General features: G+C 38.0%; 21 protein-coding genes. 8 read left to right on the top strand and 13 right to left on the bottom strand.

Annotation, left to right across the window (positions count from 1 at the left end):
• The first annotated feature begins 61 nt into the window (after positions 1 to 61).
• The gene (gene blp2 / locus FY048_RS01270) at positions 62 to 2,254 is read left to right on the top strand and encodes an Ig-like repeat protein Blp2 (RefSeq protein WP_446089842.1); all 2,193 of its coding nucleotides are present in this window, start codon (positions 62 to 64) and stop codon (positions 2,252 to 2,254) included.
• A gap of 39 nt (positions 2,255 to 2,293) precedes the next feature.
• On the opposite strand, the gene FY048_RS01275 is transcribed toward blp2, so the two are convergent.
• The 10 genes from FY048_RS01275 to FY048_RS01320 all read right to left on the bottom strand — a co-directional run bounded on the left by FY048_RS01275 (position 2,294) and on the right by FY048_RS01320 (position 10,590).
• On the bottom strand, positions 2,294 to 2,932 hold the full coding sequence (locus tag FY048_RS01275) for a DUF2238 domain-containing protein (RefSeq protein ID WP_446089843.1): 639 nt from the start codon (positions 2,930 to 2,932) through the stop codon (positions 2,294 to 2,296).
• A gap of 82 nt (positions 2,933 to 3,014) precedes the next feature.
• Positions 3,015 to 4,403: an adenylosuccinate lyase gene (gene purB / locus FY048_RS01280; RefSeq protein ID WP_042898047.1), complete on the bottom strand. Its 1,389-nt coding sequence runs from the start codon at positions 4,401 to 4,403 to the stop codon at positions 3,015 to 3,017.
• A gap of 55 nt (positions 4,404 to 4,458) precedes the next feature.
• Complete coding sequence (gene hflD / locus FY048_RS01285; RefSeq protein ID WP_004643577.1) at positions 4,459 to 5,190, bottom strand: high frequency lysogenization protein HflD; 732 nt, start codon at positions 5,188 to 5,190, stop codon at positions 4,459 to 4,461.
• 13 nt (positions 5,191 to 5,203) lie between these two features.
• Entirely contained in the window at positions 5,204 to 6,337 is a 1,134-nt protein-coding gene (gene mnmA / locus FY048_RS01290) for a tRNA 2-thiouridine(34) synthase MnmA (protein WP_005307300.1), read from the bottom strand.
• A gap of 4 nt (positions 6,338 to 6,341) precedes the next feature.
• Complete coding sequence (locus FY048_RS01295; protein WP_151821808.1) at positions 6,342 to 6,830, bottom strand: NUDIX hydrolase; 489 nt, start codon at positions 6,828 to 6,830, stop codon at positions 6,342 to 6,344.
• Positions 6,831 to 6,909: 79 nt separating this feature from the next.
• Positions 6,910 to 7,668 carry a DUF4262 domain-containing protein gene (locus FY048_RS01300; protein ID WP_446089844.1) on the bottom strand — a complete coding sequence of 253 codons (759 nt, stop codon included), beginning with the start codon at positions 7,666 to 7,668 and terminating at the stop codon, positions 6,910 to 6,912.
• 71 nt (positions 7,669 to 7,739) lie between these two features.
• A complete protein-coding gene (locus FY048_RS01305; protein ID WP_446089845.1) occupies positions 7,740 to 8,282 on the bottom strand; it encodes a gamma carbonic anhydrase family protein in 543 nt (180 codons plus the stop codon).
• Between the two features lie 90 nt (positions 8,283 to 8,372).
• Positions 8,373 to 9,521 (bottom strand): D-alanyl-D-alanine carboxypeptidase PBP5/6, encoded by a 1,149-nt coding sequence (dacC, locus tag FY048_RS01310; RefSeq protein WP_446089846.1) that lies wholly within the window; start codon positions 9,519 to 9,521, stop codon positions 8,373 to 8,375.
• Positions 9,522 to 9,647: 126 nt separating this feature from the next.
• Positions 9,648 to 10,070, bottom strand: coding sequence for an MCR_0457 family protein (locus FY048_RS01315; protein WP_446089847.1), 423 nt, complete (start codon positions 10,068 to 10,070; stop codon positions 9,648 to 9,650).
• Positions 10,071 to 10,218: 148 nt separating this feature from the next.
• Entirely contained in the window at positions 10,219 to 10,590 is a 372-nt protein-coding gene (locus FY048_RS01320) for an MCR_0457 family protein (RefSeq protein WP_016137456.1), read from the bottom strand.
• Between the two features lie 101 nt (positions 10,591 to 10,691).
• Between FY048_RS01320 and surE the strand changes: the two genes are divergently transcribed.
• The 3 genes from surE to FY048_RS01335 all read left to right on the top strand — a co-directional run bounded on the left by surE (position 10,692) and on the right by FY048_RS01335 (position 13,432).
• Positions 10,692 to 11,462 (top strand): 5'/3'-nucleotidase SurE, encoded by a 771-nt coding sequence (gene surE / locus FY048_RS01325; protein ID WP_446089848.1) that lies wholly within the window; start codon positions 10,692 to 10,694, stop codon positions 11,460 to 11,462.
• 111 nt (positions 11,463 to 11,573) lie between these two features.
• Positions 11,574 to 12,401: a peptidoglycan DD-metalloendopeptidase family protein gene (locus FY048_RS01330; RefSeq protein ID WP_016137458.1), complete on the top strand. Its 828-nt coding sequence runs from the start codon at positions 11,574 to 11,576 to the stop codon at positions 12,399 to 12,401.
• Between the two features lie 101 nt (positions 12,402 to 12,502).
• Positions 12,503 to 13,432 carry a LysR family transcriptional regulator gene (locus FY048_RS01335; RefSeq protein WP_446089849.1) on the top strand — a complete coding sequence of 310 codons (930 nt, stop codon included), beginning with the start codon at positions 12,503 to 12,505 and terminating at the stop codon, positions 13,430 to 13,432.
• A gap of 52 nt (positions 13,433 to 13,484) precedes the next feature.
• Here the strand turns inward: FY048_RS01335 and FY048_RS01340 are convergent, their stop codons facing one another.
• The gene (locus FY048_RS01340; RefSeq protein ID WP_446089850.1) at positions 13,485 to 16,103 is read right to left on the bottom strand and encodes a Lon protease family protein; all 2,619 of its coding nucleotides are present in this window, start codon (positions 16,101 to 16,103) and stop codon (positions 13,485 to 13,487) included.
• Positions 16,104 to 16,268: 165 nt separating this feature from the next.
• Between FY048_RS01340 and FY048_RS01345 the strand changes: the two genes are divergently transcribed.
• The 4 genes from FY048_RS01345 (at position 16,269) to rpmE (ending at position 20,383) form a co-directional block, all read left to right on the top strand.
• Positions 16,269 to 18,455, top strand: a complete 2,187-nt coding sequence (locus FY048_RS01345) for an AmpG family muropeptide MFS transporter (protein ID WP_446089851.1) — start codon at positions 16,269 to 16,271, stop codon at positions 18,453 to 18,455.
• A 2-nt stretch (positions 18,456 to 18,457) separates the two neighbouring features.
• On the top strand, positions 18,458 to 18,859 hold the full coding sequence (gloA, locus tag FY048_RS01350; RefSeq protein ID WP_017402777.1) for a lactoylglutathione lyase: 402 nt from the start codon (positions 18,458 to 18,460) through the stop codon (positions 18,857 to 18,859).
• Positions 18,860 to 18,992: 133 nt separating this feature from the next.
• On the top strand, positions 18,993 to 19,964 hold the full coding sequence (locus FY048_RS01355; RefSeq protein WP_446089852.1) for a bile acid:sodium symporter family protein: 972 nt from the start codon (positions 18,993 to 18,995) through the stop codon (positions 19,962 to 19,964).
• 194 nt (positions 19,965 to 20,158) lie between these two features.
• Positions 20,159 to 20,383 (top strand): 50S ribosomal protein L31, encoded by a 225-nt coding sequence (rpmE, locus tag FY048_RS01360; RefSeq protein ID WP_016137464.1) that lies wholly within the window; start codon positions 20,159 to 20,161, stop codon positions 20,381 to 20,383.
• A gap of 63 nt (positions 20,384 to 20,446) precedes the next feature.
• On the opposite strand, the gene FY048_RS01365 is transcribed toward rpmE, so the two are convergent.
• Together FY048_RS01365 and FY048_RS01370 are read right to left on the bottom strand one after the other, a co-directional pair.
• A complete protein-coding gene (locus tag FY048_RS01365; RefSeq protein WP_446089853.1) occupies positions 20,447 to 22,558 on the bottom strand; it encodes an EAL domain-containing protein in 2,112 nt (703 codons plus the stop codon).
• Positions 22,555 to 24,300, bottom strand: a complete 1,746-nt coding sequence (locus FY048_RS01370; RefSeq protein ID WP_446090276.1) for a GTPase — start codon at positions 24,298 to 24,300, stop codon at positions 22,555 to 22,557. The genes FY048_RS01365 and FY048_RS01370 overlap by 4 nt, the downstream gene beginning before the upstream one ends.
• Between the last annotated feature and the right edge of the window lie 15 nt (positions 24,301 to 24,315).

The following is a 24,315-nucleotide window of genomic DNA, read 5'->3' on the forward strand; positions in this document are numbered from 1 at the left end:
AGATGAATCATTTAAAAAGTTAGACATTTAAAAATATAACTGAAATTCAGGATAGGAAATAATGACAAGAATAATTGTGGCATCCAAAGAGGGTTTGGACGTTCTGCAAGATGGTCAGCTCAATAAAGTGGTTTTAAACCAACCTACTATTATTCAAATTGGTGTAAGTCAAAAAGATATTGCATCAATGGAAAAGCAAGGTGGAAGTCTTATCATCCATTTAAAAAATGGAGAAACTCTTGTTTTAGAAAATTTCTTTAATGAAGCAACAAATACAACAGACCATTCACTTGTTTTTCCGACTGAACATGGAAAATTTGTTGAAGCACAATTCGATGCACAAGGTAAGGTTATAGATTATACAGGTCTAAACCATGTCACAGATTTAGCCTATACAAGCACTAGTCAACCAGCTTCATCAATGGCAGTTGATGATTCTCCAACCTTTTCGATGGGCAATGTCCTTAAAGCAGGCTTAGCAGTTTTAGCTGCTGAAGGTTTATACCTTTGGGCTTTTGATAAAGATGACAAAGATGATTCACCTGTTGATGTCCCAAACACTGCGAAACCAACAGAAGTAAAGCTTGCAGATGATGCTGTTACAGTGACTGGTAAGGCAGAGGCTAATGCAAAAATCTACATTAGAGACTTGAATGGAAATACGATTGCTTCTAGTACTGCCGATGCAAATGGTAATTTTACGATTAAGCTCGATAAGCCTTTGACAGATGGAAATAAATTAAATGTTTTAGCTCAAAATGGGGGAGGTAAAGAGTCTAGTGCTTATTCTATTACAGGTCCAAAAGATACTATTGCTCCAGATGCTCCACAAGCCCAGTTAAGTGAAGATGGCTCGATCTTGGATGGTAAGGCTGAACCCGATGCAAAGGTTTTCATTTATGATGCTAATGGCAAATTGATAGATACTGTAAAAGCAAATTCAGATGGGAAATTTTCTTACAAATTTACTCCGCCATTGACGAGTGATGCGGGTGGTAAAGTTGTAGCTGTAGATAAAGCGGGAAATGAATCTGAGCCAACTAAAATCATTGCTGGAAAGGACACTTTCGCTCCAGATGTTCCTTTAGTTGAAGTGAATAAAGAAGGAACAGTAGTTGAAGGAATAGCTGAGGCGAACGCAAAAGTTCAGATAAAAGATGCTGATGGTAAGGTAATTGGAGCTGGTACGGCAAATGCGCAGGGTGAATTTCAAATTACGCTTTCTTCTGCCTTAAAAGAATCGCAAAAGGCGACAATCACTGTTGAAGATGCAGCGGGTAATACCTCTAAGCCTTTAGAAATTAAATCTGGCTACGACACTATTGCACCGGATAAACCTACAGCTCAAATTAATGCAGATGGAACAACGGTAACGGGAACTGCCGAAGCTAATGCAAAAATAGAAATTAAAAACTCAGCAGAAAAGGTTATTGGTACTGGTACAGCAGATGCGAATGGTAAATTTACAATTACGATTTCTCCTGCTTTAACTGATAATAAGACTGCGGAAGTTACCGCAATAGATGGCGCAGGTAATAGTTCTGGAGCATTTGAGGTAACAGGTACAAAGGATACAACACCTCCTGATAAACCTACATTTAATAGCGTGTATAATGATAATGGGACTACTTTAAAACAAATTACTCCTAACTCAGAAACTGATGATGCAACTCCAAAAATTACTGTCAAAGTTGAACCCAATGCAACCTTAACTATCTATGATAATGGGGTCGTAATTTCGGTTCTTAAAGTTGGTCAGGTAGGTGCCAATAATCTATGGTCATTTACACTTGATAAAGATTTAGCTGTTGGGAAACATACAATTACTTTAATTCAAACAGATGCAGCAGGTCTTCCCAGTGAAGAGAGTGGATCATTTACCTTTTATGTGGTCGCACCAAAAGTGGCGAGTACGAGTGAAATTGTCAGTAGTGATATAAATGATGTTGTCCCTTCTGTAGCGGATAGTGTCGGATTAAATACATTAAAGCTAGTGGAAAACACAACCAATGAAACGACTGGTCAGCAGCAAAAATCTGTGTCATTAGATGATTTATTAAAAAGCTCTTCACCTGATGCTTCTGACCCGATCGCAAAAATTTTATCTGCAACAGAGTCTAAACCAGTGGTGAATGAGCAGATTGACGTAAATAATACAGTGAGTGATGCCACAACTAATCTAGAACAGCTTCTACCAAATACGGCTTCTTCAGCTTTATCAAATCTGTTGGATCAAACTTATCCGGTAGTCTAAAAAAACCTTAAAAAAGCGCTCATTGAGCGCTTTTTTTATTTATGAATGATTTATTTTAGGTGCTTTTATAAGAGCCGCAAGTCCATACAGAATTGCACCAATTGTTGCTAATAGCATATCTTTATGGGCATCCCACATATCGCCTTGTTGGCCATTATAATTCTCAGCTTGCTCTGGTGATAAACCAATGGCAATCGCCCATTCAATGAGTTCATAAAAAACACTAGATGCCATGACGAACTGGACCACAAGTAAAAACAGAGTGAAAGGCCGCGCTGTCGGTAACCAAACCTGAAAAACTCGATAAATAAGAGGGTAGAGTAAAACACCATAGGCAAGATGAACTAAACGATCATACATGTTGCGGGACCATCCCATGTATTGATCTAGATTAAAATGGAATATGTGTTGAATCCAGTCATTGTACGGAACATATGAATACAGGTAGTGTGCACCGATAATATGGATAAGCAAAAAACCTAAATAGAAAGTAAAACTTAAAAAATCGAGACCAATCTTTTTAAAAATAATAAATAAGAGAACTAACATAAAAACTGTACCCACCTGATGAAGTAAATAAGCTTCAAATTCAAGGGGCTGGATGCCAGACAATATGATAGCAATAAAAATAATGCCAAGAGCAATATAGTGTTTAAGTTTGAATTGTTTTTCGATCATTTTAGAAATATAACTTTATTGTGCTTTATATCAGTGTAATAAAAAAGCGAAGCCGAAGCTCCGCTTTTTATGAAATTTTTAATTAGATTTTGCTAATTAAATCGTTAATTTGTTTAGCTTGTTCAGCTGCATTACCTGTGTAAGTTGCAGGAGTAAGTTCAGCTAAACGTGCACGCTCTTCGCTTGGTACTTGAGAAAGTTCATCACCATTTACGAAGTTAACCATCATGTCGCGAGTCATTGCTTGACCACGAGTTAATGCTTTTAACTTTTCATATGGCTTTTCAACGTTATAACGACGCATAACAGTTTGAATTGGCTCTGCTAAAACTTCTTGAGCTTGATCAAGATCTTCAAGTAAGCGGTTTGCATTGAGCTCAAGTTTACCAACACCTTTTAAACACGCATCAAAAGCAATTAAACTTTGCGCAAAACCAACACCCATATTACGAAGTACAGTAGAGTCAGTTAAGTCACGCTGCCAGCGAGAAATTGGTAATTTTTCGCCTAAGTGCGCTAATACAGCATTCGCAATACCTAAGTTACCTTCAGAGTTTTCAAAGTCAATTGGGTTAACTTTGTGTGGCATAGTTGAAGAACCAACTTCACCATCTTTCAATCTTTGTTTGAAGTAACCTAAAGAAATGTAGCCCCATACGTCACGGTTAAAGTCGATTAAAATCGTGTTAAAGCGACGTAACGCATCAAACAACTCTGCCATGTAGTCATGTGGTTCGATTTGTGTCGTGTACGGGTTGAATGCTAAACCTAAAGATTCAACAAAAGCTTGAGCATGTGCAGCCCAGTCAACATCTGGGTAAGCAGAAAGGTGAGCATTGTAGTTACCTACAGCGCCATTGATTTTGCCTAGTAGCTCAACATTTTCAAATTGTTTAATTTGGCGAGCTAAACGGTATGCAACGTTCGCCATTTCTTTACCCAAAGTTGTTGGGCTTGCAGTTTGACCATGCGTGCGTGACAACATTGGTTGTTCAGCGTGAGTCGTTGCCAAAGCAGAAATCGCATTTAAAATTTGCTTCATGCTTGATACTAAAACTTCGCGACCGTTTTTAAGCATTAATGCATGAGACAAGTTGTTGATGTCTTCTGAAGTACATGCAAAGTGAATGAACTCACCAGCATTTTGTAATTCAGTAATACCTGCAATTTTCTCTTTTAAGAAATACTCAACAGCTTTTACATCATGGTTAGTTGTGCGCTCAATTTCTTTAATGCGGTTAGCATCTTCTTCAGAAAAGTTGCTAACAATTGCATCTAGAGCTGCATTTGTTTCATTTGAGAAAGGAGCAACTTCAACAATTTCTGGACGGTTAGAAAGCGCTTGTAACCAACGCACTTCTACAGTGACACGAGCATGAATTAAACCAAACTCAGAAAGAAAAGGGCGTAGCGCATCACATTTGCTGGCATAACGTCCATCTAATGGTGATAGTGCGGTTAAAGCGTTCATAACGATTCCTTAATGTTGGAATAAACATAAAACAAAAAATAATCTCTTTACAGCCTTAGATGACTTGGTACTGTAAACGAGCAAGTGCCTGAATATCCTGTAGCAATTTACGTTTGCTAAAAATCATGTTCCACGAACTACCACCGAGTTGTCGCCATAAATGGGCCATTTGCAAGCCAGTAAACAGACAAGCACGGATGCGGTTAGTATGGTTGGTATCTTTAAATGCTTCTGCATTACCACGAACGAGAATGCGAGGGTTAATCTGCCCAGCAGTATCAACATAAGTTTGAGCCAAATTGGCTAAAATGCTTGGGTGTAAGTAGTTATTATCAAAAAAAGAAAGCTGTTTTAAAATCTTTTGCTGAGCTTTTTCAATGATTGCGACGTATTCAGGGTTGCTATAGACCTTCTTTTCTAATTGCAAAAGGGACATCGCATATGACATTGGAAGCTTGGCAGTGCCCATCTTCGGAAGGCGAGATTTGGGCATATTTGTAAAAGGTTGAGTAATACAATTTTCGAGGGTTTTAAGCCCCAAAGAAATATCTGCCAACTGATTAAAAAAATCTAATGTTTGAACACCATTGTTGACTGTAGGGCGAATATTTAAACTCGCTTTGATTAACAGCTCAAAATAGAAGTTACCACTTTCACCAATACTCTGCTGACCCGTTAAAGCTGTCATGTGCGTGAGCTGGGTAGCCTGAAATACCCCAGCCAAGGCAAGGGCACGGTTTTGGCGAACATTCAAGGCTTGTGATTGTTGAAATGGTAACTCCACCATGTCATTCATTCCCTTAAATAAAATTTGGTGTAGGGGCATTTGTATGGTGAATGACACCCCCGCCTAAGCAAACTTCATCTGAATAAAATACAACGCTTTGACCCGGTGTAACAGCACGCTGAGGTTCATCAAACTCAACTCGTACACCGTGTTCACTATTTTCATCAATAAAAACTGTACATGCCTGATCAGGTTGGCGATAGCGTGTTTTAGCTGTACAGCGTAAACCTTCAACAGGAATATTCTGTTCACCTGCTACCCAGTCAATTGACTCACTCCAAAGCTGTGTACTTTGCATGAGAGGGTGTTCATGTCCCTGACCAATAACGAGGCGGTTATTGGCAATATCTTTATGTAGTACGAACCATGCACCTTCAGCTGCACCTTTCAAACCACCTAGACCAATTCCGCCACGTTGACCGAGCGTATAGTACATCAGACCGTGATGTTCACCAACTTCTTTACCTGTATCAAGTACAATTTTTCCAGGTTGAGCGGGCAAATATTGTTTAAGGAAGTCATTAAATCGACGTTCGCCAATAAAACAGATTCCTGTAGAGTCTTTTTTCTTGGCTGTAGCAAGATCAAGTTCTTCAGCAATTCTGCGGACTTCTGGTTTTTCGATCTCACCTACTGGAAATAGGGTCTTGTTAATTTCTTTACCATGAACAGCATGCAAGAAATAAGTTTGGTCTTTGTTATTGTCTACACCACGTAATAATGGTGCGTATGCTTCGCCTTTCGAGTTGTAAGCAGTTTCACCACGGCGAGCATAATGACCAGTCGCGATAAAGTCTGCACCTAAAGTCATGGCATGATCTAAAAATGCACGGAACTTAATTTCTTTATTACATAAAATATCTGGGTTTGGGGTGCGTCCAGCTGCATATTCAGCTAAGAAAAGTTCAAATACGCGGTCCCAATATTCCATAGCAAAGTTTGCTGTATGGAGTTTAATACCGATTTTATCTGCTACTGCTTGAGCATCGGCTAAATCTTCCATTGCTGTACAGTATTCCGTGCCGTCGTCTTCCTCCCAGTTCTTCATGAAAAGACCTTCAACTTGATATCCTTGTTGAAGTAAAAGTGCTGCAGAAACAGAAGAGTCTACACCACCAGACATACCGACGATGACACGTTGTTGCATAGGACTAGGCATCCAAATGAGAGGTTAATGAGGGAGAGAAAGGGTGCTCATAAATAAGCGATAAAGGATAATGGTGACCTTTTATGGCATCTTCAACTGCTTTGAGTACGAGTGGACTACGGGCACGAGCAGATTCTTTGAGCTCATCTGGTGTCATCCACACAGCAGCTACAATACCTGTATCGAGTTGAGGATTATTTTCAACTTGAGTCACATGTGCTAGAAAACAGAAGCGGTAATAGGTACGATCCGGAAACATGGGTGGGGTATACGTATAAATACCAAGCAAGGCATCAATTTCAACATGATGACCTGTTTCTTCAAGTGTTTCTCGAATGGCTGCTTGCGTTAATGACTCACCGCATTCCACATGACCAGCAGGTTGGTTAAATACTGTGTGTACAAAACCTTCGCTATGTTCTTCAACAAAAAGATAGCGTCCATCTTTTTCGACGACTGTAGCAACAGTGACATGAGGAGTCCATGCGGCCATAAAAAAGCACCATGATTTAAAAGACGTATGATACGAAATTTAGGGGTTTTTGGCTACGATAAGATTTTTATAAATCTTTTTACTCATCAAGATTTCTTCTTTTCCATGAATTATCAATACAATCTCTTTCAGCAGTTTGGCCATAATCAAGATCAAAAACTTCATTTAAGCTTGAATCTCTTAATATCATTTGTTCTAAGGCAACGAGACGAATATCTTCTGGTTCCTGATTGCCCGTTAGAAATTGCCAATCCCCATCATTATCATGAATAACTCTTAAAATAGGTTGATTGAAATCTAGCCATTGTCTAGTAGTGAAAATACCTAAATTTCTAGCCTCTCTAAATTTAAAATCAGCATTTCGATCTAGTAAGGGCTGATCATAAACTAACTCATCCGCATATCCCTCTTCCCAAGGAAATTTGTTATTGCGATCAGTCCAGACTAATTGTAAGGCTGAGAAATTATTGTGTTGGTAATAATTTAGCGCTCCACCAAAATAATCGTCAATATTCCTGAAATCTACAGGTAAAAATTGGGCACGACTTTCTTTAAAAATTTTGTCATCATAATCTTGATAGGAGGTAAATTTTTCTCCATTTTTAATTAGGTTTGCTAAATCATTAATAATGAGATGAGCTAGATCTGTAGGTAATCCAAAACAAATAATTTCAGGATGCTGATAACTCTCATATAAACCCACACTGTAACTAAAAGAAGGTAAATAGTCCGTTCCACTAATTCCCATCACTTGTAATCCATATTCTTCAATATTAATTTTGATTTGGTTTATTAGCTCATGTTCAGTAGGACAATTATGGGTGTTGTCTAAATTCATTATTTATTTCTCAAAGGTTTCTTATTCTTGTAAGTGCAATATACAATCAATTAAATTAAAAAATAGCAAAGTTAGACTTCACTATTTTTATGATTATTTTGTACTTTTACATAATGTCTTGCCGAATAAGGAAGAAAAGCTAATTCTTTTTCGGTCAGTGGTCGCACTTGTTGCACTGGGCTTCCCACATACAAATAACCACTTTTTAAGACTTTGCGCGGTGGAACCAAACTTCCAGCACCAATCATCACATCATCTTCAATAATCACGTCATCTAAAACAACAGTATTGATTCCGATTAAAACTCGGTTGCCAATAGTACAGCCATGCAAAGTCACATGATGTCCAACTGTCACATCTTCACCAATAATAAGAGGTGAGCCATTAGGTTTTGCATCATTTTTATGGCTAACGTGCAACATACAATGGTCTTGTACATTACTGTTTTTACCAATTTGAATACTATTTACGTCACCGCGAATAACGGCAAAAGGCCAGACAGAAACATTTTCGGCTAAGCTGACTTCACCAACTACAACGGCCATGTCATCGACATAACATGTTGTATCAACTTGAGGACGGTGTTCAAGATAAGGACGTATGTTCTTTGTCATGAGTAGTATCAAAATAAAATTTAGAAGGATTATAAAATAAAAAAGCACTCAGGCTAAATAGCGTGAGTGCTTAATTCAACTATTCAAAAATTAGAATAAGTTGCTGAAGAATTGTTTAACATGGTCGATTAAGCGTGCAAAGAAGCCTGCTTCTTCAACTGGCTTTAATGCAACTAATGGCTTTTCAGCAATTACTTTGCCGTCAAGACTAGCAACAAGTTTGCCCACGACTTGACCTTTTTGAAGTGGTGCATTTAAGTTTGGTTGAACAACTAACTGCGTTTTAATGCCGTTAGCCTTGCCTTTAGGCATAGTCACACTAAAGTTTTCAGCTAGACCAATTTGAACTTCATCTTCTTTACCAAACCATACTTTTGCTTTTGCAAGAACTTGATTGGCTGGTTGAATATTTGCAGTTTCAAAGTTTGCAAAGCCCCAAGACAATAATGTACGTGTTTGGTTGGCACGTTCATTAACGCTATCTGTTCCGAAAATAACGGAAATGAGACGCATCGGACCACGTTTGCTTGAAGTTGTTAAGCAGTAACCCGCTTCATCAGTATGGCCTGTTTTTAAACCATCTACGCTTGGGTCTGTGTAAAGCAAGGCATTACGGTTACCTTGTTTAATGCCGTTAAAAGTAAATTCTTTTTCAGAGTAGATTGGGTAATATCTTGAGCTGTCTTTTATAATATGTTGCGCTAAAACAGCCATATCTTTGGCTGTTGAATAATGGCCTTCTGCCGGTAAACCAGTTGAGTTCATGAACTGGGTATTTACCATACCGATACGTTTTGCTTCCTGATTCATCATGTGAGCAAACGTGCCTTCATTTCCGGCAATATGTTCAGCCATTGCTTTTGATGCATCGTTACCTGACTGGATGATAATACCGCGAAGCATTTCTAGAACAGTCGCTGTACCATTTAAAGGGACATACATACATGATTCAGAGCTACTTCCTTTACACCATGCAGACTCGTTCATACGAACCTGCTCATTTTCAGTCAGTTCACCTTTTAATAATTTTTGTTCAATGATGTAGCTTGTCATCATTTTTGTCATAGAAGCAGGAGCAAGCTTTTCATTTTCATTTTTAGAAGCGAGAATTTGTCCTGTCTCGTAATCCATTAATACATAAGACTTATTATTTAATTCTGGCGGAGCTGATAAGACAGTTGCTGCATAAGAAAAACTTGGTAAGAGGAGGAGTGCAGCAATAGCGCTTTTTCGAGTCATTCTAGGTAATTCCAATATCTTGTATGAAGCAGAAGAACCTAGCATTTTAGGATAAAGCAAAGCCGACTTCTATGGGGGAAGTCGGCTTTTTCAAACAGTATTGTAACTCAAGAGTTTTTTACTAATTTAGTTTTGCGATTGATATGCTTTAACGTCTTGGCAAACTAATGTGTTTTGCTCATCACCAGCAGCTTTTGCATCTTTACGTGCTTCTTTTAAGTATTTTTTGAAGCCTTTGTCTTTGCTACGTTTTTCTAATGCAGAGACAGCATCAGTTTCATTTGGTAGATAATCTTTAACTAAACGTTCATAGCCTTGAGCAAAGTCAGCATCTTTTTTCCCAATAAGACTTGGGCAAATTTCAGAAAGTACTTGAATTGCAGCTAATTCTTCAGGAGTTATAGTTTGCTGTGGAGTTACTTCAACAACATTTTCATTTTCGGTTTTCTTTTCAGTTGTTTTCTTCTTATCAGCAGCAAAACCAACTGTTGCCATGCTCATAAGTAAAACCAAAGAGAGCGATTGAACTAAGCTTTTCTTCATAAACATCGATAACCTGAAATAAAATTTTTAAATATGCGGTTAGCTTAACCAATTTAGATTTTAAAAAAATGGAAAAAATGTATTGTTATGTTGGTTTTCTGCTTAATACCAAGCAGAAAACCTCAATAAATTTCTACGCTAAAAGAGCAAAAACCTATTCTTTATAATTGACGATCTCTTCACAGAGTTCATGTTGCTCATGATGATCCATTTCTTTTGCACTTTGACGTGCTTCATTTAACAAGGTTTTAAACTCTGCATCATTTTGTAGAGTAGTCAAGGTAATTGATTTATCTGAATAGCCGTTTAGATACATCGCAATAATTTTTTGAGTGTTTGACTCAAGTTTTTTATTTGTCCCTACGAAAGCTGGACAAATTTCCTGCAAGACCTGCGTTGCAGCAATATCATCTTTAATTAAGCTATCAGCCTCTTGTGTTGAGATATCCTCATCTGCAAAAACCGCTTGCGTACACAATGTGATACTGATCCCCAATACCTGAAAAAAAGGAGCAAAAGTTTTCATTTTTTCACAATTTTATAATGCTATGGAGGCATAAATATATATAATTCAACAAATAATTCAATTGTGAAAACCTTTAGGTTTATTTGTAGAGAAAGATTTTAGTGAATATTTTAATTGCGAATGATGACGGTGTTTTTGCGCCAGGTATACAGGCTTTAGCTGATGCATTAAAACCACTTGGCCGTGTGGTTGTGGTTGCACCAGAAAGTGAAAGAAGTGGTTTTTCAAGTGCATTGACATTAGATCGACCATTACGCCCAATTCAAATTGCCGAAGATGTATGGGCAGTGAATGGTACACCAGCAGATTGTGTGTATTTATCTATGAATGGTTTGTTTGATTTCGAATTTGATTTGGTCGTAAGTGGAATCAATAGTGGTGCAAACTTAGGTGATGATGTTTTATATTCTGGAACAGTCGGTGCTGCATTTGAAGGTCGTTTAATGAAGCAACCCGCAATTGCTGTTTCTTTGGCTGGCCCTAATGTGCGCGCTTATAACGATAAAGAAGATTATGCTCAGGCTGCACAGTGGGTTCATGATTTTATTGCAAGTGGGCTTCCAGCTTTGCCTCCACGACATATCTTTAATATCAATATTCCTGATGTGCCGCAGTTACAAGGATCACAAATTACTTATCAGGGACGTCGTGCTCAATCTAAGCCTATTACTAGCCATGTCGACCCAAGAGGACGTCAAGTTTACTGGATTGGGTTGGCAGGAGAGGCGGTTACAGATCCAGAGCGTGTTTCAAGCCAGATTCAATCGGATTTCTTTGCGGTGGCAAACGGATATGTCAGTGTTACCCCTATTCAAATGGATGCTACAAATTACGCCGTTTTAGAAGAACTACAGGTCAGTTTGAGTCAATAATCTGCTTCGAATGTTATAACTTTGTGAATAAAGAAAAAGAGGAACGTGTTTCCTCTTACTTTTTTGGTACTCTTAGCCGAAATGATTTGTAGCATTTAGTGAGGGAGATCGATGCATTTAATTGGGCAACAAAGCAAGCTGAATATCCAAAAAGACAAAATAATGAAAATTATGCTGTTATCTGTAGCTGTAGGTTTTACCGTGGCTATGGCTGGATGTGCTTCTAAACCACAAATTAATAATAGTTCTCGCTATGCAATGGCTCCTAACTATTACACAGTTCGTTCAGGTGATACTTTAAGTGGTATTGCAATGCGTTATGGTCTGGACTATATCAGTATTGCTGAAATGAATGATATTCCTGCGCCATATCGTATTTATGTCAATCAATCTTTGCGTTTGAAGAAAGGTTCTTCACCAAGAACAGTGTCTACGCAAGTCATGGCACAGCCTGAACAAATTAAGCGTCAAACCATTGCTCTACCAACAACACAGCCAGTTACTCCAGTAACTCAGCCGTCAACTACTGCACCGTCAACAAATACTACAGTGGCATCGGTTGCACCAAATTCGAGCTTACGTTGGATAAAACCGACTAACGGACCAGTAATTCAAGGGTTTAATTTGGCAAATAATGTCAAAGGAATCCGTTATGGTGGAAATCAGGGTGACCCTATTTATGCCGCAGCCGACGGTCAAGTCGTCTATGCAGCAGATGGCTTAAAAGAATACGGAAATCTGGTTTTAATTAAGCATATTGATGGTTACATCAGTGCGTATGCCCACAATAGCAAGATGTTGGTGAAAAGCGGAGATAATATAACCGCTGGACAAAAAATTGCCGAAATGGGGTCTACTGGAGCATCTCAAGTCATGCTCGAATTCCAGATTCGTTTGGATGGAAAACCGATTAATCCTATAAATCTTTTACCAAAATAGCTAATGCATAAAACTTAGGTTTCCTCGTATAATGTAATTGGTTGCTTTCATTACAACAATAAGCATTTTTTATAAATTTAAAATTAGATTTGAGGAAACCTATGTTAGATCAGCTTCGTGCGATGGGTGTTTTCGCTTGTGTGGTCGAAAAAAGTTCATTTAGTGGTGCTGCACGTGAATTAGGAATTACAACAAGCGCAGTGAGCCAACAGATTCGCTCGCTTGAAAATGAAATGGATGTAACTCTATTACATCGCTCCACTCGTAAACTTAGTTTGACAGAAGCCGGACAGGCTTTTTTTTCAAGCTGTCAAGAGATGTTGGCGGCCGCTGAAAGGGGAAAAATCAGAATTAATGAATTGAGGGATGACTTAATCGGGGATTTGCGTATTGCAACAACTCCTGATTTAGCAGTTCAACATCTCATTCCTGCATTATCTCACTGGATGTCGGCTCATCGCGGTTTATCTGTGCATTTCGAAGTTGGGCATCGCTATATCGATTTGATTGAAGAGCGCATTGATATTGCAGTCCGTATGAGTTCTACTCCGGTAGAAGAGAGTAGCTCTATTATTCCGATGGCATTTGTAGACCAAATTTTGATTGCTTCTCCAAGTTATCTGAATCAGTCTAGTCCAATTGTGCATCCTAATGATTTAAAAGATCATGAGTTGTTGTCGATTAATGTCATGAATGACTCGCGCAATTTTACTTTTCAACATGTAAAAACAGGTGAAACCCTTAATATTGAAATGCAAAGCCGTTTGCAGAGCAATAATTTACAAGTTGCAAAAGCGTTATGTCAGCAAGGACATGGTATTGCACGAATTTTATATCTGGACGCTCAAAAAGAATTAAAAAATGGTTCTTTGATTGAACTCATGCCAGATTGGAAATTACCAACTTTTACATTGTATGCAGAGGTTGCAAAGCATGATCAACAACCAATGAAAATTCAACGTTGTGTTGAAGCACTTAAACAATATTTTAGCCAGTTAGCAGGAGGGCGAGCGATTCAAATCGTCCGTTAATTTTGCAAGTCTAAAAGTAAAAAGGGCCTGTATTTTACAGGCCCTTTTTTTATTACTTCTGTTTTAATGTGGCAACTTCTTCTGCATTTTCTTGTGGCAGATCGTTAGCAGTAAGTTCTTCATGCTTCTTAATTTTTTTCTTATTTTTCTTTTTCTTTTTTGGCTCTTCTTCAATTTCAGCACCATCTTCAATGGCTTGCCAATATTCAAGTTGTTCCATTACTGCTGCATAAATTGAATTTTTGCTGTATTTACCCTTTTTATCGAGTGCACCGACTGGACGAGCCATTAAAATTTCAAGTGCCTGATCAATCGTATCAATCGCATGAATATGGAATTGACCGCTGCGAACAGCATCAATAACATCTTGACGTAACATTAAATGCTGCATGTTTTGACGAGGAATAATGACACCTTGCTTACCTGTGAAACCTTGTAATTTACATGCATCATAAAAGCCTTCAATTTTTGCATTTACGCCACCAATTGGCTGGACTTGTCCTAATTGGTTCATAGAGCCGGTAATAGCCCATGATTGATCAATTGGTATTTGGCTAATTGCAGAAATTAATGCTGAAAGCTCAGCAACAGTGGCACTATCGCCATCGACTTGACCATAGCTCTGTTCAAATGCAAGCGCAGCGGAGAAATGTAAAATCTGTTCGCGACCAAAGTGAGCTTTCAAGAAGCTAGACATCAGCAACACGCCTTTAGCATGAAGTGAACCACCAAGTTCTACACTACGTTCAATATCAAGAATATCACCGCCACCTTGATAAACAGATGCTGTCAAACGTGAAGGCAAACCAAACTCAACATCTGCATAATGAATAACGGAAAGGGCATTGATCTGACCTAAACGGTATCCCGATGTTTCGATTAATTGTGTACCACGTGAAAGATCTTGCCAGTAAAGCTCTCTTAAATAGCCCAAACGGTATTGTCGATGTTGTAGAGCTAAATTGATATGCTGTTCAGTGACGATCTTGTCTTCGGCTTTAAACGCATGGTGGTGCGCTTCTCGAATAAGGTCACCTAAAGTCGACGCATGTAATGATAACGAGCTTTGATCTTCTGCTTGGCGGCTAGAGTCAGTTAATAAAGCTGCTAAAGCGCTACGATCAAATGGTAATAATTTATCAGCTTGGACATAGTCAGCAATCAACTGCATATAAGCTTGTTCATTTGTTTCATTACGTTGCAGAGTATCGGTAAAATCTGCACGAATTTTAAAGACGCTGCCAAGTTCTGGTTCAATCTCTAAAATTTCATAATAAATTTCAGGCTCAGCCATTAAGATCACTTTAATATCGAGCGGAATTGCAGCAGGTTCAATCGAAATGCTGCCAGTTAAAGTCAGCATGTGTTCAAGTGAAGACAATTTAAGCTGCCCAGATTTAAGCGCGCGTTTTAAACCTTGCCAAGCATATGGTTGTTCTAGTAACTGCTCAGCTTCAAGCATTAAAAAGCCGCCATTGGCTTGATGCAATGAACCAGGACGAATCAAGGTAAAATCAGTGATAATTGTGCCGTTATGGGTGAGCTGTTCAACGTGACCAAGTAAATTATAGTGCGTTGGAAAGTCTTCAAAAATAACAGGAGCGCCGCTATTTGGTTTGTTAGCCACAATTACATTGGCTTGATAACGTGCAGGAACACGGTTGAACATTGATGGAGCATAATCATCTTCATCTTGTTCTAAAATCAGTTCTACATTATCAATAATATCTTGGGCATATTGTTTTAAGTAATCTTCGAGACCTTTAACCTGACCATATTTATTTAAAATAAGATCCATTCTTGGCATAACGACTTGCGTTGCAATATCTCGATTTAACACAGACACTTTGTCACGTGCATCATCTTCTAAATCACCTAAATGTAAACCAAGGCGATCCAGCTTTTTATCCATATAGCGAATATTGGCAGCAATTTCCGCGCGTTGTTTACTATTTAATGCATCAATATCTGTTTGGGTAAGTTCTTGAACTTGATCGTCTTTGACTTGTACAGGCACAAAGCCGTGTTTCTCATTACGGGAAATGAGTTTTAAATCGAGTTCTTCACCTTCTTTGGTCAGTTCAACAAGCGCTTGTTGTTGTACATCACCTGTTTCCTGACGGATACGTTCAATACGGTTATGATAAGTCTCTGCACTAAAACGGCGTTCCAGTTGTTTTAAAATAATTTGCCAAGTTTGTTCATGTGCCTGTTGAAACTTAGTGCCTTGACCCGCAGGAAAGCGTAGGGCAATAGGTTGACGTGCTTGTTTGAAATTATAAACATACACCCAGTCATCAGGTGTTGGCATTGTTTTGGCATGCTGCTGTAACAAACGCTTAATCATCGTACGTTTGCCTAAACCAGCAGTTCCTACTGCAAAAATGTTATAGCCTGAGTAGGGCAAAGAAATTCCTGCCTCTACAGATGCTTTGGCACGATCTTGACCTAAAAAATTATTAAGAGGTTTGATGCGTTTTGTCGAAGCTGGAATTTTTTCAAAATCTGGGATATGTGTAAGTTGTTCAGGTTTTAAAACTGTCTTATCTAAGGTCATTTTTATATCAGGTTTCTCAAAAGCTGAAGGAAATGCATTTACTGTGACGTTTGTGGTGTTGGTTTTAGCGAGTGATAAAGTTGAAATAGTCACTTGATCAAGTTTTTGTGTCACTGTTGATATCCAGCAAAAGAAAACGAAGTTTGAAGCCTAAAGGTATACAGGTTTAGCATAAAATATCAAGCAAACTTGCGGTTTTTATCGCCAAACCCAAAATGTTTGCATAAAGAATCTTGAAAGCAATTGTAAGAAGAGTTTGAATAGGCACATTTATAATTTATGGAAAATAAAAAACGAATGACCACACAAGCTTCGGGTTGGGTCTCGGCTTTTAAAGCATTTTTAGATCGCCGTGCATTAATTATGCTATTTCTTGGTTTTTCTGCCGGAATTCCAATTTTATTAATTTTCTCTAGTCTCTCTTTATGGCTTGGAGAGGCGGGCATTGATAAAAGTGCAGTCACTTTTTTTAGCTGGGCGGCTCTAGGTTACTCTTTTAAGTTCGTTTGGGCTCCTCTCATTGATGAGTTACCTGTCCCTGTTTTAACTAAAATGTTAGGACGAAGACGTGCTTGGTTGTTGATTGCCCAATGTTTGATCATTTTGGCTATTTGTATTATGGCTTTCTCTGATCCGGCTTTAGGTCAGAGTTATCTTGTTCAAATGGCAGTAGGTGCGGTGTTGCTTGGTTTTTCAGCAGCAACACAAGATATTGTAATTGATGCCTACCGTATTGAATTAGCTGAAACGGAAATGCAAACCGTGTTGGCATCTACCTATAATGCTGGTTATCGAATCGGAATGATCGTGGCTGGAGCGGGGGCATTATTTCTGGCTGCACATTTGGGAACTGCTAAAGGTAATTACATTTACGAAGCTTGGAAAATGACTTATTTAACCATGGCAGCGGTTATGTTAGTCGGTATTGTAACGACGTTACTCGTTCGTGAACCTCAGGTAAATCGTGTCTATAAAAACTATGAAAGTAGTGATTATTACCGCTTGGTGTTCGTGTTTTTTGTTGCCGTTATTTCATTTGTAGTCACCTATATTTATTCTGGACAGATTACAGATGTAATCTCACAAGCTGGAAATATAAAAGATAACGCAGCATTATTTGGTTTAGAAGCTTTAAGATTTTTAACGGCCACAGCTTGTGCCATTTTTGTGGGTTATTTACTGGTTAAATTTGGTGTAGTTAATCAGCAAATGGCGAAAGAGACGTGGATTGCACCCATTTTAGATTTCTTTAAACGTTATGGTGTCAAACTTGCATTAGTCTTATTACTTCTCATTGGTTTCTTCCGTATTTCAGACATTATTGCTGGCGTCATTTCCAATGTGTTTTATCAAGATCTGAATTTTAGTAAAGAAGAAATTGCCGAAGCAGTCAAAATCTATGGTGTTTTATTTAGTCTAGTTGGTGGGTTCTTAGGCGGGCTTTTAGCACAGCGCATAAACATTATGAAGCTTATGTTTGTGGGTGCTGTTTTAGCAAGTTCTACAAATTTAATTTTCATTGGGCTGGTAAAATCTGGTCAGCCATTAGATATGGTTGATGTAAAAGTTGGCGGTCAAAGCTATCAAGTTAAACCAGATGAAGTAGGTTTATGGAAATTAGAAGTTCCAAGTTCTGCTTTTAGCGGAACAAAACAAATTGAAGTAAAGGCTGCTTATGCTACACAAAATGGTGTAGCACCTGTGACTCGTACTCAGCCATTACTTACTACTGAATTAGCCAAATCACCTCTACAAATTTTACCGATCATGGGTAATGATCAAATCTATTTGAAAGAGGGAGAAAGGAGTATTGTGATTCGAGGGCAATACTTCGGGCAAGCTTTAACCCCTACGCAAAAAATCATAATTAGTCTTGATGGACAAAATTTTGATGCAAAAATGTCAGATGAAAAAGGTATTTTTAGTGCAGCAATTGATGCGAAAAAATTAACTTCATCGGCCAGTAAAGAGCTTGATGTAGCTGTAGTAGATGGTGAACGGAAAATACTTTCTGCATCTCATCCATATGCTGTTAGCTCAAATATAAAAGCAACAAGTGAATTAGATGTAAATATTGAACCCTTAGCTTACGTTGACCCGCTTTCAGGTCAATCAGTTGAAATCAGCGGTAAGGTGATTAAACCATATAGTTCTTTATGGCTTTATTTTGCCATTATTGTCGACAACTTGGCTTCTGGCTTGGCGGGCGCTGCATTTATTGCATTCCTTTCAAGTTTAACGAGTGTCTCATTCACAGCTGTTCAATATGCGATCTTTAGTTCACTCATGACACTCACACCAAAACTTTTGGGTGGATATTCAGGTACCATTGTCAGTAATATTGGATATCCAAAATTCTTTTTGATGACCACTCTTATTGGTATTCCAATCTTGATTTTAGTGGTTTGGGTTGGAAAACTGCTAAAAGATCATCAAACACATGAATCAGAAAAGGCAGGTGAATAAACATGCGAATGCTTCATACAATGTTGCGAGTAGGCAATTTAGAACAATCTTTAAAGTTCTATACCGAAGTATTAGGAATGAAGTTACTTCGTAAGCGTGATTATGAAGAAGGGCGCTTTACACTGGCATTTGTTGGTTATGGTGATGAAGAAACCAATACTGTGCTTGAACTCACTCATAACTGGGATACTTCAAGTTATGATTTAGGCAATGCATACGGCCATATCGCTATTGGTGTCGATGATGCTTATAAAGCATGTGAAGAAATTAAAGCACGTGGTGGTAAAGTCGTGCGTGAAGCTGGCCCAATGAAAGGCGGTGTAACGGTTATTGCATTTGTTGAAGATCCAGACGGATATAAAGTCGAATTGATTCAACAAGATGCTAATGCCAAAAATAACTAAAAATTGACTAGGACGCTTTAAGATTTAGGTCTTAAAAGTCTAGCTTTATTTTTTTAGCCCAGTATGATGAACGCTTGACCAAATGGTCAATTTATCAGCTGGGTTTTTTATTTATCTAAAATAATCATAGGATGTGGCTATGTTGAAGTTATTGGCACTTGATCGATTTACAGTTTTGTTAGTTGGAATGGTATTACTAGCAACATTTTTTCCAGTCAGTGGTCAAGCAGCGCAATATTTCAATACACTGACCACAGTCGCGATTGCAATTTTATTCTTTTTGCATGGTGCAAAGCTGTCTCGTGAGGCTGTAATCGAAGGCGTTTTGCATTGGAAAATGCATTTACTTGTATTCGCATTTACTTTTTTTGTTTTCCCCGTGCTTGGTTTGTTAGCTAAACCGATTCTGTTACCTCTACTCGGTCAGCAGCTGTACTGGGGGTTTTTGTTTATGTGCTTTTTACCCTCTACGGTTCAATCTTCTATTGCATTCACATCAGTTGCAAAAGGGAATGTGGCTGGAGCGGTCTGTAGCGCATCTTTTTCAAATTTGATTGGTATGTTTATTACGCCAGTGTTGGTGAGCTTTTTTATTTTAGGCCAAAGCCAACATGGGTTCGATCCGACTGCTTCAATTATACAAATTACATTGCTATTGTTAGTGCCATTTATTTTAGGGCAAATATTACGTCCTTATATTTTCCCTTATATGGCAAAAGTTCCAAGTATTGTTAAAGCATTCGATCAAGGTTCAATTTTGATGGTGGTGTATGGCGCATTTAGTGGGGCAGTGGTCGCAGGGCTTTGGCATCAGGTGAACTGGAAAACCTTACTTATTTTAGTGGTGGCTTGTTCAGTTCTTTTAACCATCATTATGCTATTAGCACTTTATTTACCGCGTGCTTTTGGATTTAACCGAGCAGATCAAGTTACGGTTTTCTTTTGCAGCTCAAAAAAGACGCTGGCAAGTGGTGTGCCGATGGCACAAATCTTATTTATTGGCCAGCCTTTAGGCATGATCGTGTTACCTATTATGATCTTTCACCAAATCCAATTAATGGTTTGCGGGGTCATTGCAAATTACTGGGCTAAATCTAAAGATTAATTCGCAAATAAAAATTATTTGACGTATAATCTTGTCCACTTGTTGTGCTTAGCTCTAACCCTAGGGGTTTCGGTGAGCCAAAAGAATGGTCTGTTGTGGTGTTGATCTGCTCATTTTGAGCTTTCCTCGATTTATTTTGAGAGTGATCAATTGCGATAACAGCTTAAGCCTTTCTAAATTAGGAGTAATCGACGATGCGCGCCGATATTCACCCAAAATATGCAACATTAGTAGCAACTTGTTCTTGCGGTAACGTAATCGAAACTCGTTCTGCTTTAGGTAAAGACACTATATACCTTGACGTATGTTCAGCTTGCCACCCTTTCTACACTGGTAAGCAAAAGAATGTAGACACTGGTGGTCGTATCGACAAATTCAAACAACGTTTTTCTGGTATGTCTCGCACTATCAAGCGTTAATACTGAAAAACGAAACAAAAAACGGGCTTTATGCCCGTTTTTTGTTTATGAACGACAAGACCATTATTGGTCTTGTACATCTGTTAAGCGATCAAGTTTTTTCTGGAAATAGCGACCTTGTAAGAAACGTGCTTCCACATTCCAAGCGTTCGCAAATAAGTTCATATCATTAAGATCTGCAAGTAAAATCCCCACAGGTTTTACAGTCAAATAATTCAGAATCTTTTCCTGTAATTGCGATAAGCCAGCGTCTGAGTTTAATAGCTCTGTCTTCTTCGATTGCAATTTTAAATATTGAACATCAAGTTGTTGCAATATCGATTCACTATACATAGAAGATGTGAAATCTCGAATTGAAATTTCTGCGCCGTGTTGACGTAGGCGGGCTATGAGTTGCTGCGCAATTGCAAGGTGTGGCTGAATCGCGTGCTCTGAAAATTGTAAAATCAACGGACTTTCTTGCTTACTACCAATAATGGTGAGTAATTTCGAAATGAGTTCAGGGGCTGATTTATCTTTGAGTAAGATATCAATATTTAAGTTAATAATCAGCTTAGCTTTCGGGTACTGCGTAATGAAATTATGTAGCTGCTTGCAAGCTTCGACCAAAATCCAACGGTCTAATTGAATTGAAAGTTCGCTATCATCTCTTAATGCGACTAAATCATTTAAATCATGCCACTGTTCATCTGCAATAAAACCGCTAGTAACTTCGTAGTTATGGGTTTCTTGATCATGCTTATCATAGATCTGCTGATATTTTAAATGAATTTCACCCCGTGCTAGCTGTTGCTTTAATTGCTGCAATAGCGGTGACTGCACAGGAGCATCAACCTGTTGAAGGCTTAAATCAAGTGACAGAGACGAGCTGGTAGGTTCAGAAGAGATAATATCGATTGTTGGAGTTAACTCAATTTCTGACTTTGCCTTAGGTAGCTCTTGCTGATTTGTTTGATCAATAAGCTTTGCAAAGTTAGTTTCATTTAACTGTTCAGTAATTTCGGCATAACTCAGTTTGAATTGTACTGAGTAATTAAGTTCATCAACCGTTAATAAATGCTCTTTTTGCAAACTTTGCAGACTAGCCAATTGGGAGTTAAGGACTGTACTGTTTTCAGCTTGCAAGACCCCAAGATATGCGCCAAGTTCAAGATTGAAAATCGGCATTTGAGCCTGTTCTTTCAGAAAGTTTTGCAGCTGATTAAAATATTGTCCAGGCGTTTGCCAATCGAGTTGAAACACACGTTCTGGGCACTGATTTAATCTAAATAAAACCAATGCATTTGCTTGAGCTGGATGTGTCGATAGTTGTCGATTAATCTGTTGCCAAGGTGCAGTTGACCCGTAACTCTTTTCAGAAAAAACTGTATTTGCAGGTGTTTGTAAATCCAGTTGGTAGTCAATAGTTAACTGTACGGCATCTTCTTCCTGACTAGGAATAAATTCAAGTTTTAAAGCATTATTACCTGAAATTGCTGCATGCTGACTCTGAATTTCAAAACGTGCCTGATCAAATTGACCTAATGAAATTTTCTTAAATCTTTGTTTAAAAATATTTAAATCATTGGGTTGTAAAACATCTAAGATAGGCAGGCCAATAATCTCTTCTTCTTGCTTAAAGCCAAAAAGGTTGAGGTATTCAGTATTTGCTTTAACGTGCATGCCTTCTTGAAAGAGGGCAACAGCCTTATGGCTATTATTGACCAATGTTTGTGTATGAGAATGAATAGTCTCTAGTTCATTGGTCAGACGTTGCTCGGTTTGCAATAAATGGCTATACGACAAGGTTCGAATAAGCGTGATATAAAAATAATCTAATGGCTCTAATGGAGCTACATCATAAATACCTTTATGAATATACGCTTGATATTGCTGAGGTTGATAATCTTCAGGTTGCAATAATAAAACAGGTAAATGTGGTTGCTCAGATGCTTGAATAAGGGAGAGGGTTTGTTCAATTTTTAAGTCATAAGCACGACCAAAAATAATAGCATCCCAAGGCGTATTTAACTGTTTTTCGAAACTTTTTAGATCATCAAGTAATAAAGCATGAACTTGATAATTATTCCCCAATAATAAATTTAAAATCTGGTTATAACGTAGCTGGTTGTCATCAATAATGAGTAAACGTGTTTCAGTACGTTTTAACTTTTTAGATAATAAAGAGTTTCTCACTTTAGTGCTTCCCATAAATCTTGACTGCTAGAGTTACTATTCTTTTTCATCATGAACTGATCAAGCAGATTTTGTTGCTGCTCATTCAGAAGTTCGAACTGAAATTGAATAAAACTTTGAGTAATGAGTTGTGCTTTGAGTAGATACACTTTGATTTCTTCTGTCCCCAATCGTAAATGAATTGTTTGTTGCTCTCTAAAAATTTGTGACCCCGGTAAAATCAACGTATTTTGTATTTCTTCTAGATTTTGTGTTTGTAGTAATAGTGCAGGATGATAGTTGCGTGTATGACGCTCAGCTTGAATATGCACTGCGCAAGGGAACATAGCCTGTGACAAAATCTCTAGACCTAACTCTAGAGATTTTTCTGTCGATTGCTTAATCCAGCGGATTACTCCACCACGCCATTGTCCATGCAAGGTTTCTTTTACTAAAATATATTCACCGGTTCTTAGATTTTTCGGTGCTTCCCCAGACCATTTAATACGATATCCATTGACACTAATATCTAGAACCGTGGTTTGATAAATGGTTTTAGTTTCACGACTTAAGCGTTGGTAGGATGTGGTTTGTTGTTCTTTTTTCTCTAAATTTGATAAAACTTTAGACTCACTTTGTAAGTTGTAGTTATTGTTAAGTTGTAGCGTTTCTTCAAAGTTTTTTGCTTTGGCAAGATAGAAATGAGCCGTACTTAAACCGAAACAAATTTGTAGCTCTGCATTGTACTCATAACGTTCGTGACGACGTTGAGCCGTAGTACCCAAAATGGTTTGAACATGAAATTTTAAAGCTGGGCTTAAATAAAACTTTTCATTTTTTGAAATATATTGCGCATTTTTATGCATGGTTGCAGTGACATGCTCAAGTAAAGCTTGTGTGCCTATAAAAATGCTTGGGCTAAAGTTGGAGCTGCGTTTGGTGTTATAGACTGGCGGATGGTCTTTACTTGGGTCGACCACATATTTTGTTAAGGCTGTATCTTTCGGCAAAATATGAATCATTCTTGCCCAGTCAAAACTACATTGAAATAAGGCCTGAATTTCTGACTGGCGAATCTGATTTGTATTTAAAATATCGAGCAAAATTAGCTGAGCATAAGCTTGGGTAATATTTGCTAGAGGGTGGTGGATACCCTGAATATGATTAATATTAATGAGATGATATTTATGTTGAACAGCGGTTTCGTAAAGCTGATGTGCAACTAACCATTGTCCTTTAAGAGGCTCACTATAGAGCATATGCTGTTGATATAAGAGACTCGTTAACTGTTGTAGCGCATGAAAAGTCGATAATGTGCGTGCCGTTTGCAAATTCTTTTTTTGTTTATAGGCAAATAGAGAAAACTTTTGATGCTGTAATTGACCATGGCTATTTTGAGCAATATTTAAATAAATACTGGCGAAATAGCAACGCAGCAACATTGCTAACTCAATAATATGTTCGTTACGGTCTGTACTAATAACCCCTTGGTTAAAAAAGTTTTTTTCTAGACTTGCAAGAACGTTATTAATGGTGGGATGAAGCGTTTGTATAAGATCAAAACGCAAGGTTTCACTACATTTTAATTCATTGAGCTCTAAAATAGCGGTGAACAATGCTTTTGACGTATCGCCGAGTTGCATAATAGAAAGGGTAGTGACCCATTCATTAAGATCTTTAATATTGGCTTCACAAAAGCTTAACCGTTCACGAGTGAGCTCGGTTTGATTGTGAAAAATGTCTGATAGTGCATTATTCATCATCACTTATTATATAAC

The sequence above is a fragment of the Acinetobacter sp. 1124_18A genome (assembly GCF_052824995.1).